The following is a 13,281-nucleotide window of genomic DNA, read 5'->3' on the forward strand; positions in this document are numbered from 1 at the left end:
GCCCGGCGGCTCAGCCGCCGGGCGGCGCGCAGACCCCCGAGCGCGGCGGCCGGCCGGGGCCCGCGTCCTTCGCGGCCTGGAGGCGCACGGTGTCCAGCTGCGCCAGGAGCGTGTCGAGCCGGTCGTCCGTCGGGTTCCTGAAGTACTCCAGGACGGCGCGGTGGAACGCGTCGCGCAGGACCGGCGGCATCACGTCCGAGGCGTCGAAGCAGAGCGTGCGGGCCTGCTCGGTGAGGATCCGCGCGATGCGCCGGCCCGTCGGGTCCCGCGGCTGGGGGTCGGCCGCGTCGGGGAAGAACGGCCGCAGCGCGGGCTCGGCCTCGTCCCGCCACAGCTCGCGGGCCCTGGTGCCCGACAGCCGGCGCACGAGGGTGCGGGCCGCCGGGTCGTCGCTGAACACGGCGGCCATGTCGCCCGACACCTCGTAGGCGTCGTCGTAGGCGGCCCGGCCGCCGAGGAAGCCCGCCGACGGATCGACGCGGACCCGGGCGTCGGCGTACACGTAGCGGATGAAGGCGCTCTGGTGCTCGTGCGTGCAGCCCTTCAGGGAGCGCAGGAGCCCGCGTTCGGCGCCGTGCGGGGTGCCGAGGTAGCCGGTGGTCAGGGACCGGTCGACGGAGTCCTTGCCGCGCGCGCCCAGCAGCCGCGCCCAGGTCCGCCACGCCTCGCGGACCGGCCCCTTCTCGTCCTGCCAGCCGAGCCGGCCGGTGGCCCATTCCGTGTACACGTCCGGACCGGACCGGTGGAGCAGGATGTCCTCGATCCAGTCGGTGCCGGGCCAGCCGGACGTGGCCTGCGAGGCGAGGCCCACGCACCACTCGGGGTCGGCGGCCGGCTGCCCCTCCTTGCTCCACACCAGGCTCTTGAGGTCGACCTTCAGCGGCACCCAGTAGGTGCGGCGCAGGCCGTCGACGACGAGGGAGGGCGCCCAGGGCGGGTAGGCGCGGGCGGCGGACGCCGTGTCGAGGGGGCGCAGCCGGCCGGCGCGCGCGTACTCGGTGAGCTCGCCGACGCTGTTGAGGACCGCCACGTCCGGCGGGTCGCCCGCCTCCAGCTGCGCGACGAGCGTCTCGCGCAGCGAGCGGGTGCCCTGGTACGTGTACGTCTTCCCGGTGCCGTCGTCGAGGCGGTGCAGCATCGTCTCGAACGCCTCGCCCTCGGCGCCCGTCCAGGGGCCGAGGACGACGAGCGTCTCCTCGCGCCCGTCCGCGCAGGCACCGGCGGTGGCGGCCAGCAGACAGGCGGCGAGGAGGGTGCGCAGGACCGGGCGGCGGCGGGTGCGGCGGCTTCGGGTCATACGGCGGCTCCGGAGCGGGAGATGAGGACGTACTCGCGGCGGTAGCCGTGCAGCGCGGCGTAGATCAGGGCCGCGCCGAACAGCCCGGCCGGCGCCACCCACGGCGCGACCCCGTCCAGCCAGGAGACGCGGCCGCCGGCCAGGTCGTCGGCGATGTCGTCGTCGAGGGAGGCGATCAGCGGGTGTTCCGGCGCGGCGAAGGGCTTGTCCTCGGCGGCCGACTCGGCCGACGGGGACGTCCGGTGCGACAGGTCGCCGGCCGTCGTCACCACCCGCTGCTGCGCCCGGTGGGCGAGCACGGCGTCGGTTGTCAGGAGCGGCACGGCGAGCAGCGCCAGCGCGGCGGCGAGCAGGGGCAGGCTGACGGGCAGTCGCAGGCGGTGGCGGAGGAAGATCTGGGTGCGCCACAGACCGCAGCCGAGGAGGCCGAGGGCGAGGGCGGCGAGAGCGCCCGCGGCGAGCACCCGGCCGCCGAGCGCCGCCCGGTCGGCGAGCCGGCCGCGCAGGTGGTCCTCCAGCGTGGAGATGCGGTCCACGACGGCGTCGGACGCGCCGTCGGCGCCGGGCCCGTCCGCGCAGGGCGGATAGCCGGCGTCGGTCCGTTCGCCCTTCTCCGGGGTCGAGCAGAGCATGCTGCGGGCGTACGAGAGTCCGGCGTCCCGCAGCGGCGGGTCGCCCGCGTTGTTCTGCGCGAAGGCGATCCAGGTGCCGTAGTCGGCGACGAGCCCGGAGACCACGTCGAGCTCCTGGCGCTCGGCGGTGGTCAGGGCGCCGCTGCGGGCGACCTGGTTGAGGCTCTGGGTGGCCCGCGTGGTGCGGACGCGGTACCGCTTGCCGATCCCGCTGAGCCGCACTGACTCCCCGGCGCGCAGGCTCCGTCCGGCCTCGCGGTCGGCGATGCGCAGCGACATCCGGGCGTCGGCCAGGTCCCCGAGCGCGGGCGCGTAGCTGTCCCGCAGCGCCGCGGAGCCTCCGCGCACCTCGGCGTACGCCCAGCCGAACGACGCGGTCGCGACGACGGCGAGCAGCGGCAGCGCGATCATGCGTTCCCGCAGGTAGACGCGGTTGCGCGGCCGTGCGGCGAGCGGGGCGGGCCACAGGTGCCGCCCCAGCGCGCGCGCCGCCGCGCGCCCGCGCTCGCGCAGGGACCGGACGGCCCGCGCGGCCCACCGGGGCGCCTTCACCGGGGGTCGCCGGGGCGGCGGGGCGCGGGCAGGACCGTCATGCTCGACTGGACGCGGGCCGCCTTGACGTCGAACTTCGCGATGCGGTCCAGGAGTTGCACCTCGCCGCGGGCGGCGTCGCGGACGCGGACGAGGCGGCGCAGGTGGTCCTGCATCGCCGTGTCGCCCGCGTCGGCGGCCAGCCGCCAGGCCTGCCCGAGGAGCGCCTCGGCCGGTGCGCGCCGGCCCCGCTTCAGCTCCGCGCAGGCCTCCTCGAAGGTGCGGTGCAGCTCCTCCTCGTGCCGGTAGTGGGCGACCTGGGGGTCCAGACGGCTGTAGAGGTCGGCGTCGTCGGTCCAGCGCACCAGCACGGGCTGCGGCGTGGGAAGCCGTACGTCCACGGGCGGGTCCGCGTCGACCTCGATCTCCGTGAGCAGGAGCTGTTTGCCCAGCTGGGCGGGGTCGTAGGGCACGCCGACGCACAGCAGGTAGGCGCGGGTCTCCGCGCCGCACGGCCCCAGGTCGTACTCGTGGACGGGCCCGCCCGCCCCCGTCCCGACCCCCGACAGGTCGGCGCGGTCCGGGGTGAGCGCGGCCCGCGTCGGATGGACCTGCTCGAAGGAGTGCGGGCGCACCCCGGCGCGGTGGTGGAGCCGCAGCCGCAGCCCGGTGACGTCGCGCTCGGCGGCCCGCCCGGTGAGCTCGGCCAGTTCGTCGGGGAGCCGCGTCAGGTCCGACACGGCCCGGGTGCGGCCGCCCAACGCGCCCGCGATCAAGAGGAGTTCCTCGGTCTCCCAGGCGTCGCCGATGCCGACGACGTCGCACTCGAAGGCGCGCGCGCACCGCTCGACGCGCTCACGCAGCTCCTCCCGCGTCTCGTACCCGGGTTCGTTCCTGCCGTCGGTGAGCAGCAGCGCGTGGCGTACGTAGCCGCCGTCGCCGTGGGCGGGCAGGTCGCGGAAGAGGTGCCGGGCGCGCTCCAGCCAGGTGCCCATCGCGGTGCCGCCGCCCGGTGTGCAGTCGTGCAGCGCGGCGCCCGCCGCGGCCCGCGACTCGGCGTGCGCGACGGCGAGTCCGGGCCGCCGCGGATAGATCATGGCGGCCCTGTCGCCCCCGGCGACCAGCGCGAACAGCGCGCCGTCGGGGATGCGGGCCAGCGCGCTGACGGCGGCGGCGCGGGCGGCGGCGAGCCGGCTCGGCGGCAGCACCATCGAGGAGGAGTGGTCGATGAGCAGGACCTCGGCGAGCCGGGGCCGCGGTGCGCGGGGGCCGGGGTCGGGCACGGTGGCGGCGGGCGCGGCGTGCCCCGCGCCCCGCCTGCGGACGGTCACCGTGAGGACGGCGTACATCCGCGCCGCCTCCTCGGTGCCCGTCGTGCGGGGCCGGGGCAGCTCGACGACCTGGCTCACCTCCAGAGCGACCGAGGCGTCCATGTCCTGATCTTCTTGCCCAGCCATGAGAGGTCCTTGCCGGATGAGGAGTGCCGGAGTGCGAGGGGGCGTACCGCGTAGGCGCGGTCCAGGAGCAGTTCGGCGAGCGGAGGTGTGCCGGCGCCGCCGTCGGCCGGGGCGTCGCGGGCCGCCTGGTGGGCGAGGCGCCGGTAGAAGCGGGACAGGTCCTCGCGCAACGACCGCTCGTCGCCGGGGAACGCGAGCAGCGGGTCGGCCTGCGCGGCGACGGCCTTCAGTTCGGCGGCGGTCAGGCCGGGCGCGCCGCCGTCCGCGCCGAGCAGGCGGTGGGCCGTGCCCCACACCTCGGCCTTCATCCGCAGCCGGGACTGGTCGTCGGTCAGGCCGTGCGCGTCGAAGAGCGCGGCCAGGGCGCGCACCGCGCCGGCCAGGCCCTCGGCGTCGCGCGCGTGGTCGACGCGGATGCGCACGGCGGCGGTGCGGGCGGCGGTGCGGTGCTGGGAGTACTGGGGCACCGCGTCGAGCGCGGCGATGGCGGCGGTGCGGGCGTCGGGTCCGCCGAGGGCGAGCCGGGCGCGGGCGGCGCCGAACGCCGCGCTGCCCAGCGTCGGGTTGCGCAGCCGCACCGCCTCGTAGAACGTCAGGGCCTCGTGCCGCCGGTCCAGGCGCTCCGCGCAGTAGCCGAGGGCCAGTTTGGGTGCGTACTCGCCGGGGATCGCGCCGTAGACCCGGTCGAAGTGGCCGCGGGCCGCGGTCACCCGGGACCGGGCGAGCGCGAGCAGGCCCCGGTGCCAGTCGAGCCGCCAGTCGTGGGGGGCGAGGGCGGGCCCTATGTCGCGCTCGGCGAGCGCGAGCGCGGTCTCGGCGTCCAGGAGCGCCTCGCCGTCCGAGCGGGCCGCAAGGCGCAGCCGCAGCCGGCAGCGCAGCAGATGCACTTCGGGGGAGTCCCGCCAGTCACGGGTGTGCTGGAGCAGCGCCTCGGGGTCGTCGTCGCTGAGCCTGCTGAGCTCGTCGTGGTGGTCGTCGTCCGGGTCGGGGAAGGGCACGGGCAGCCGCCGGGCGACCTCGGGCGGGTCGGGCGCGAGGTGGCGGGGCGCGGACGGCGGGGCGGCCCAGTGCGCGAGGTCGGGGGCGGCGCCGAGCCCGCCGTCCAGGGCGTGCGCGGACTGCCGGAACAGCGGTGACGGCTCGAAGGTCTCCTCGCCGGTCCGCAGGGACCGCAACTCGCGGAAGACGCCGCGCAGTTGGTCGTCCATCTCGCGGGCGGTGGCGTAGCGGTCGGCGCGCCGGGTGCGGGTGGCGCGGCGCAGGGCGCGGGCCAGGGAGACCGGGCCGAGGCCGCGGTGGCCGGCCGCCGCGTCGTCGAGCCGGTCGAGCGAGGCGAGGTCGGCCAGGTCGTGGCGGTGCGCGCCGATGCCGCTGAGCACGCGCAGGGTCTCGCCGAGGCTGAACAGGTCGTCCTGCGGCCCGGACTCGCCGCGGTCGCCGACGCCGGGGGCGCGGTAGAGGGCGGTGGTGAGGCCGGGCGCGCCCGCGCGGCGCACGCTGCCGACGTCGATGAGCTTGGTGGTGGAGCCGTCGTGCATGACGTTCGGCGGCTTCAGGTCGCCGTACACCTTGCCGCGTTCGGGCGCGTGCAGATACGCGAGTGCGGCGAGGATCCGCACGCCGTACGCGAGCACGAACTCCCACCAGCGCGCGTGGCCGAACTCCTCGGGGCACTCCTGGGCGCGGACCCGCACCTCCTCCAGGTTGGGCCCGTCGACGTACTGAAGGACGAGGAAGTCCCCGACGCCGGTGTGGTGGCCGTAGTTGAACACCCGGATGAAACCGTCGTGGTTGAGCTCGACGAGCTCCTTCCGCTCGCCCCTGAGCAGGCTGTACGAGTCCGCGGCGAGCTCCGCGTGCAGCATCTTCACGGCGACGGCCCGGTCGTCGACCTGGGTGTCGTGCGCGAGGCAGACCTCGCCCATCCCGCCGTAGCCGAGCGGTCGCACCAGGCGGTACTGCCCGGCGAGCAGCGTGCCCGGCGGCAGGGGCAGTCCGTCCTGCTCCTTGGACGCGTCGGCGCGCCCGTCGCCGGGGCCGTCGGCCCGGTCCAGGAGGGTGATCGCGGGCAGGACCGTGGGGTCGGGGTGCTCCGGCGGGAGGGCGACGCGGGCGGGGCGCGGCGGGGGCGCGGCGGCGCCCGGGCCGACGATCCAGTGCTGGGAGGAGGACTCCGCCGCGGTGGCGGGCGGCGGCGGGCCGGAGCCGGGCTCGCGGGCGGCCGCCGGTCCGGCCGGGACCACCGCCGAGTGCCGTCCGGTGGCCGGGTCGACGGGCTCCCCGCTGGCCAGGCAGTACCCGGTGGGCGTGAGGGTGCCCGCGCAGCCGGGGTGCGGGCAGGCGGCGGCCGTCATGCGGCGCCGTCCGGCTCGGCCAGGCGTCGCACCACCCGCGCGAAGGCCTCCACGGCCCGCTCGGCGTCGGCCAGCGGGCACGGCCCGGTCATCAGGAGCCGCTGCGCCTCGCGGTAGGGGCCGACCGCGTCGGGGTGCTCGGCCAGGCCCCGCCGGGCGAGCCGCGCCAGATGGTCGCGGAGCAGCCCGCGCAGCCGCAGATGCTCGTCGAGCACCCCGCGCAGCTCGTCCTCGGCCCGCTCGGCCCGCAACAGGTAGGTGTCCACGGCCTGTTCGGCGTACGAGAGCTTCTCCAGGAAGCGTGGCCCGCTGCGTCCGCTCTGCGGCCGCAGTTCGTTGCTGAGCTGCACCGTCCACAGCGCGGCCCGCGCCGCGTACCCGGTGGCGAGCGGCGGGTCCACGACGTGCGGCTCCACGCGGTGGAAGAGGCGCCGGGCGCGCCGCTCGGTGTCGGCGAGGGCGTCCACGCGGTTGCCGAGCCGCTGCAGCCACTGCGCGGCCCGGTCGGCGGGCAGCAGCCGCTCCGCCGCGGCGTAGGAGAAGCCGTGGGAGCTGTCGCGCACCACGACCAGCAACCGCGCCCCGGAATCGGCCAGTTCGCGCAGGATCCGGGTCGCCGCGGCCGGTTCGGTGGCCGAGCGGTCGGCGTAGAGGACGGCGACCGCGGGACGGCCCGGCGGCGCGGTCCGCCGGCCCGGGGCGTGCCGCAGTTCGTGCCGCAGGACGGCGAGCGCCTCGCGCAGTTCCGGCTGGGCGGGGTCGTCGAGCGCCGCGCCCTCCAGGTCCAGGACGAGGCCGATGCTGCCGACCCGGGGCGCGATGCCGGCGCGGGACAGCAGCGAGTCGCCCTGGCCGGTCAACTCGACCGGCTGGACCGCGAGTTGGGGCGACTGTTCGCGGTCGGCCATGTTCAGGACGACGTACAGCGCCTGGCGGGCCCGCTCGTCGTCCTCGGGCACGAAGAGGATCTCGGTGTCCCAGGCGTCCGCGTCGCCGTTCAGCCAGCGGGTGACGGTGCGCTGCAGGCCGTGCGGGCGGGCGGTGCGGGCGGCGTCCGCCGAGACGACGCGGTGGCCGGGGATGGCGTGCGGCCCGGTCACGTACCGCTCGGCGAAGTGGCGGAAGTACTTGGCGACGGTGGCCGCCGGGATCATGTAGCCGCGCTCGCCCCGCTCGTCGGCCTGCGCCAGGATGCCGAGGATCCGGTCGGTGCCCTCCTCCCGCACGCCCGCCCCGCTGAACCCGCCGCGCAGCAGCTGCCCGGAGTCCGCGTCCGCGCCCGCCCCGGTGAGGTCGATCTGCACCCGCTCGTCGCCCTCGCCGCCGGGCCCCCGGCACGCGCCGGTGAGCCACTGGCCGCCCGACTGGTGCTCGGGGAAGCCGTCGACGAGGACGAGGGCGCCCCGGTAGTCGAGCGTGCGGTGCAGGGTGACGGTCGAGGGGACGGGCGCGGGTTCGTCCAGGACGAGCACCGCGAGGTCGCCCTGTGCCTTGCCGAAGGGCGGCACCCAGTGCCCGGCCGCGACGGTCGCGGTGCGGTGCGGGGTGCGGGTCAGGCCCTGCAGCAGCGGGAACTCGACCTGGACGCGGTCGGGGCGGCGGCCCGTGGCCGGGTCGCGGACGACATGGGCGCAGGTGAGCACGCGGTCGGTGCCGAACAGCACCCCGGCGCCCAGGACGTCGCCGCTTCCGGACGCCGCCCATCGCCGCAGCCGCACCCGCCAACTGGAATGGTCCATCGGAGAGTCGACGCCCCCGTCCGCAGCTTCGGCAGCCCCCCGCAGCCTCCTCCTTGCTTGCCCAGGATAGGTGCGGGGGAGGGGTATGACGCCTGCGCTGCATGGGGAGGTAGTGGGGGGACTCCGCGTCCGGAGCCCCCCTCCGTGCCGGGCCGTCGCTCACGCCCCGGGGGCGCCTTCCCTCACGCCGTCGAGACGGGGAACGCCACGTCGCACACCTCGTCCTCGGGCCCCGTCCGGGTCCAGTCCGCGAAGTACACCTCGCGGCACGGCCCCGTGACGGTGAGCCCCTGCTCGGACACCCAGGCCTCCACCGCGTCGAACGCCGCGATGATCTGCGGGTACGACACCTGTGCCTTGGTGATCCTGGTGTACGCCAGCCGGTGCGCGGGCTCCACGCGGACCGTGACGTCCGCCGTGCGCCCCCGCTCCTGGGCCCACGCGCGGGCCGCCGCCGCGTCGGCGACCGGCACGCACGACTCGGCGGGCCCGTCGCTCTCCTCGGTCACCTCGGAGTGGTAGACGACGTAGTGCGCGCCGGGCATCCCGCCGCACTCCCGCGCCGCCCCCTCCAGACGCTCCGCGGAGCCCGCGATCCAGGCGGGCAGCTCGCCCGCCCGCACGTGCCTGGTCTCGCTGATGACGTACCGCTCGGGCACGTCCACGGTCTTCACCTCGAATGTCGCGTACAACTCGGCGTTCCTTCCCGAAAGTCGGCCACGGAGGTACCGCGCGAGCGTCCGCTGTTCCGCGAAGCGCTCCTCGACCCCGGCCCAGTAGCCGTCGAGCGAGCGCGCGGCCCGCTCCCCGTCGAGCGCGACGACGTCGGCGATGGCCGCCAGCGGCATGTCCAGGCGGCGCAGCAGCGCGACCGTGCGGGCCCGCTCGACCTGGCAGGGCCGGTAGTAGCGGTAGCCGCTCGCCTCGTCGACGTGCGCGGGCGCCAGCAGACCGAGCCGGTCGTACAGCCGCAGCGCCTTGGGCGAGAGCCGCGCGCGGGCGGCGAACGCGCCGATGGACAGCAGGTCGTCGTGTTCCACGTTCACGGGGTCATCCTCCGTCACCGGGCCGGGCGGCCCGGTGACGCAGACGGTGGGGTCTGTCCCAGGGGCAAGGTCAACCGCGTGCGCCGGTCAGCGCCGGTACTCCTGCCAGATCCGCGGCGGGAGGACGTTCCCGCGCCCGGACTTCTTGCCGCCGACCCCGGACAGCGGCAGCAGCTGCGGCTCGTCGGGCTTCACGCGGAACAGGGTCACCGCCGTCGACAGGTCCTTGGTGAAGGCGGTGAACCACGCCGACCTGAGGCGGTCCTGGTCGCCGGTGCGGCCCACCGCGGCGTCCGCGCCGACGCGCTTGCCGCCCGCGCGCAGGGCGCGGGTGACCTCCTGGGCCACCTGCGGGTCCAGCGCGCGCCGGGACGCGGACGGGGCGAGGCCGGGCAGGGTCTCGCCGTCCTTGACGACCTTGGTCACCGAGTAGGGGTCGCGCCGCAGGCCGTCGGCCGCGAAGGTGCCGTAGGCGGTGGCCATCCGGATCGCGCTGGGCGTCGAGGTGCCGATGGAGAACGTCGGCTCCAGCGGGGCCATGCTCTGGCGCAGCAGCCCGGCGGCGACGGCCGTCGCGCGGACCTTGTCCCGGCCCACGTCCTTGCCCAGGCGTACGTAGGTGGCGTTGCCGCCGGACACCAGGGCCTCGGCGAGCGTGGGACGGTCGGGGTCGGGGGAGCCCGCGGCCACGCGCAGGGTGCCGTCGGCGGCGTAGCGGCTGTCGGCGAGGACGCTCTCGCGCACGCCGGGCACACGGCCCTTGAGATCCGCCGCGGTGAAGCCGGGACCCCGCACGGACACCCCGTGCTCCAGCGCGGCGGCCAGCACGAACGGCTTGAACGCGGAGCCCACGGGGACGCCGGACGTGTCGGCGTTGTTGGTGAAGTGCTCGGTGGCGTCACGGCCGCCGTACAGCGCCACGACCGCGCCGTCGGAGGGCCGCACGGACGCGGCGCCGACCTGGACGTGCCGGTCGGCCGCCCGCTCCTTCGGGTCGAGGTCGCGGGCCAGGACGCGGCGCACGGCGCGCTCCATGCGGCGCACCTGGACCCGGTCGAAGGTGGTGTGGATCTGGTACCCGCCGCGCGCCAACTCCTCGTCGGTGAGGCCCGTGTGCAGCTTGACGTACCGGTTGGCGACGTCGACGAGGTAGCCGGTCTGGCCGCCCAGGCTGGTGGAGCGCGACTGCTTGCGCGGCTCGGGGAAGACGCGGTACTTCGCCCGTTCCTTCTCCGTCATCAGGCCGACGTCGACCTGCCGGTCCAGGATCCACGCCCAGCGCCCGCGCGCCCGCTCGTGGTTGGCGCGGCTGATCGAGGGGTCGTACTGCTCGGCGCCCTTCAGGACGGCGGCCAGCAGGGCGCCCTGGCCGGGGTCCAGGTCCTTGGCGGGGATGCCGTAGTAGGCGTGGGCGGCGGCCTCGATGCCGTTGGCGCCGCGCCCGAACCAGCTGGTGTTGAGGTACCCCTTGAGGATCTCGTCCTTGCTCTTCACGCGGTCCACCTTCAGCGCGATGACGAACTCCTTGACCTTCCGCGTGACCGTCTGGTCCTGCGAGAGGTAGGTGTTCTTCACGTACTGCTGGGTGATGGTGGAGCCGCCCTGGGTCTCCTGGCCGCGGGCCATGTTCACGACGGCGCGGGCCAGGCCCTTGGGGGAGACCCCGGAGTCCTCGTAGAACGTCTCGTTCTCGGCGGCGATCACCGCGTCGACGGCGGCGGGGGCGATCTGGTCCAGCTCGACGTTCTGCCGGTTGACCTCGCCGGTGCTCACCATCTGGGTGCCGTCGGACCAGTAGTACACGTTGGCCTCGCGGCGGGCCGCCTCGTTCTCGTCGGGGATGTCCACGCTGACGTACACGCAGACGAAGAGCCCGGCGAATGCGGCGGCGAACAGTGCGGTCGTGCCGAGGAGTTGGCGCCAGGACGGGAGCCAGCGGCGGACGCCGGAACGGCCGGCGCGCGGGTAGTCGACGAAGCGGCGGCGCTGCCCGCGCCGGCCGGCCGGGTGCCGCCGGCCGCGGCGACGCGGACTCTTCCCCTGCGTGTGTGTCCCCATGCCGGAGGAGAGCGCGCCGCGCGCGGCCGGGTTGGCCGGGAGGCTGTTATCGGTACGTAACAGTCCGCTCGGGGAGGAGCGGTGGAGTCAGCGGACCTTCGTCAGCGCGCCCTTGTCCTTGAGGGTGGCGAACCCGTTGGCCCAGAGGGCGTTGACCCGCTGGCGCTCCTGGGCGTTGGGGTAGGCGTTGGTGCAGGACGTGCCGGGGCCGCCGCCCGACATCAGCTCGCTGCACGGGCCCGAGTAGTGGTCGGGCAGACCGAGCACGTGGCCGGTCTCGTGCGCCGTCACACGGGTGGAGTTGTACTGCTGGTTCTGCCGGTAGTCCAGGAAGATGTAGCCGCGGCCGTGCCCGTCGGTGGAGGCGTACGAGCCGCGCGAGTCATTGCCCTCGCGGTACTGGAAGTTACCGGTCGAGCTGGTCTCCTGCAGCTTCACGTTGCTGACCGAGGAGTTCCATATCTGCGTGCTCTGGGCTATCTGGCTGCGGAAGCTGGGCGCCCGGCTGGTGTTGTAGGTGACGGTGACGACCTGGATGCCGGGCTTCTCGGCCTGCTTCTTCAGGGCCGACTTCATGACGGCCTCGAAGAACTGCCGGTTGGCGGCCTCCTCCTCGGCCGAGCCCACGTACGACGACGTCGCGTGCGTCGCGGCGGGCTTGACGGAGTCGGGCGCCGGGGCGGGGGCCGCGAACGCCGTGGGGGCGGCGGCGAGCGAGGCCACGAGGGCGGCCGCGCCGAGAGCGGCGGCGAGGCTGGTCCTGGATCTGTTCATGGGGGTGTGTCCCTTCCGGGATGGAGGCCTGCGGGTGCGGCCTCCGGTCGGGACGAGTATCGGGAGCGCGGGGCGTGTTTGCGCCGATGCCATTCGGCGATAGCGCGAGGGCATCAAGTGGCCCGTGGGGTCCGCGGCTTGCCCGTCACGGCAGCCTTTTCACGCGGTGCACGTCCCGTACGCAGAGGTTGAGCGCGCAGGCGACCACGATGATCCCCGCGCAGACCAGGAGCACGGAACGGTCGCTGAACACCGGCGAGACGAGCGCGACGACGAGATAGCCGAGCGGGATCGCGAGCCGCTCGCCGACCTGGTTGAAGGAGCTCATGCGCCCCAACTCGGCCTCGGGGATCTCCTGTTGGAAGGCCGTCACCCAGGTGACGGCGGCGATGTCCAGGGTGATGCCCGCGAGCACGGTGCACAGCAGCAGCCAGGGCAGCGGCAGTCCGAGCGCCAGCCCGGCCAGCGGCAGCGCGAGCCCGGCGCTCGCGACGACGGCCACGGCGAGCAGCCTGCGGGGCTTCCACCGCAGGCACACCACGGTGCCCGCGAGCAGCCCCAGCGAGAAGGCGCCCTGGATCAGCCCCCAGGTGCGGGCGCCCGCGTAGCGCTCCTCGGTGACGACGGGACCGAGGAGCTGATAGCCCGCGAGCCAGGCGGCGACGAGCACGGTGCCCGCGGCCGTGTACGTCCACAGCCAGGTGCGCGACCAGAACCCCGTCCACCCGGCCCGCAGGTCGGCGAGCGCACTGCCCCGGCTCACCGGCGCGTCGAGCCGCAGGCCGAGCAGCAGCAGGGCGGCGGCGACGAAGGTGAGCGCGTCCAGGCCGAGCGCCCACGCGGGCCCGCCGACCGCGACGATCAGGCCGCCGACGACGGGCCCGACCACCTTGACCGCGTTGACCGGCAGCCGCAGCAGCGCGTTGGCCTGCTGGAGGTGCTCCGGCGCGACGAGTTGGGGCACGACGCCCTGCGCGGCGGGCGTGGTGAGGGCCACCGCGATGCCGGAGACGAAGCCGCAGGCGGCGATCGCGCCGGTGCCCGCGTGCCCGCCGGCCACCACCAGGGCCAGGGCGCCCTGCGCGGCCGCGGCGAGAAGATGCCCCCGGAACAGCAGCGCGCTGCGGGAGATCCGGTCGGCCAGGACGCCGCCGACGAGCAGGAAGACGACGGTCGGCACGGTGTTGGCGGCGAGCACGACACCGAGCGCGCCGGCCCCGCCGCCCGCGCCGATCACCGCGTACGCGAGGGCGAGCGGGGCCATCGCGGAGCCGGTGGCGGAGATGAGCTGGGCCAGGGCGAAGCGGCGGAAGGCGGGGGTGCGGAGCGGGGAGCGGGGGGCCGGGGAGGGCGTCCGCCCGGTGGTGGTCTCCGCGGTGCTCATGATCCCCCT

9 protein-coding genes are annotated in these 13,281 nt (G+C 75.6%); all 9 read right to left on the minus strand.

Annotated features, from left to right (window positions below):
* Positions 1-10: 10 nt before the first annotated feature.
* Positions 11-1,297 carry an extracellular solute-binding protein gene (locus tag AB0L89_RS19120; RefSeq protein WP_365142214.1) on the minus strand — a complete coding sequence of 429 codons (1,287 nt, stop codon included), beginning with the start codon at positions 1,295-1,297 and terminating at the stop codon, positions 11-13.
* Positions 1,294-2,481, minus strand: a complete 1,188-nt coding sequence (locus tag AB0L89_RS19125) for a hypothetical protein (RefSeq protein ID WP_365142216.1) — start codon at positions 2,479-2,481, stop codon at positions 1,294-1,296. Before AB0L89_RS19125 ends, AB0L89_RS19120 begins: the two co-directional genes overlap by 4 nt.
* Entirely contained in the window at positions 2,478-3,917 is a 1,440-nt protein-coding gene (locus AB0L89_RS19130; RefSeq protein ID WP_365142218.1) for a vWA domain-containing protein, read from the minus strand. The genes AB0L89_RS19125 and AB0L89_RS19130 overlap by 4 nt, the downstream gene beginning before the upstream one ends.
* Positions 3,866-6,271 (minus strand): tetratricopeptide repeat protein, encoded by a 2,406-nt coding sequence (locus AB0L89_RS19135; RefSeq protein ID WP_365142220.1) that lies wholly within the window; start codon positions 6,269-6,271, stop codon positions 3,866-3,868. Before AB0L89_RS19135 ends, AB0L89_RS19130 begins: the two co-directional genes overlap by 52 nt.
* Positions 6,268-8,010 carry a trypsin-like peptidase domain-containing protein gene (locus tag AB0L89_RS19140; protein WP_365142222.1) on the minus strand — a complete coding sequence of 581 codons (1,743 nt, stop codon included), beginning with the start codon at positions 8,008-8,010 and terminating at the stop codon, positions 6,268-6,270. The genes AB0L89_RS19135 and AB0L89_RS19140 overlap by 4 nt, the downstream gene beginning before the upstream one ends.
* Before the next feature lie 182 nt (positions 8,011-8,192).
* On the minus strand, positions 8,193-9,074 hold the full coding sequence (locus AB0L89_RS19145) for a MerR family transcriptional regulator (protein WP_365142225.1): 882 nt from the start codon (positions 9,072-9,074) through the stop codon (positions 8,193-8,195).
* Positions 9,075-9,143: 69 nt separating this feature from the next.
* The gene (locus tag AB0L89_RS19150; protein WP_365142227.1) at positions 9,144-11,114 is read right to left on the minus strand and encodes a transglycosylase domain-containing protein; all 1,971 of its coding nucleotides are present in this window, start codon (positions 11,112-11,114) and stop codon (positions 9,144-9,146) included.
* A gap of 87 nt (positions 11,115-11,201) precedes the next feature.
* On the minus strand, positions 11,202-11,888 hold the full coding sequence (snpA, locus tag AB0L89_RS19155) for a snapalysin (RefSeq protein ID WP_365142229.1): 687 nt from the start codon (positions 11,886-11,888) through the stop codon (positions 11,202-11,204).
* A 145-nt stretch (positions 11,889-12,033) separates the two neighbouring features.
* The gene (locus AB0L89_RS19160) at positions 12,034-13,272 is read right to left on the minus strand and encodes an MFS transporter (RefSeq protein WP_365142231.1); all 1,239 of its coding nucleotides are present in this window, start codon (positions 13,270-13,272) and stop codon (positions 12,034-12,036) included.
* Between the last annotated feature and the right edge of the window lie 9 nt (positions 13,273-13,281).

Source organism: Streptomyces sp. NPDC052114 (assembly GCF_040680155.1).
Lineage (GTDB): Bacteria > Actinomycetota > Actinomycetes > Streptomycetales > Streptomycetaceae > Streptomyces.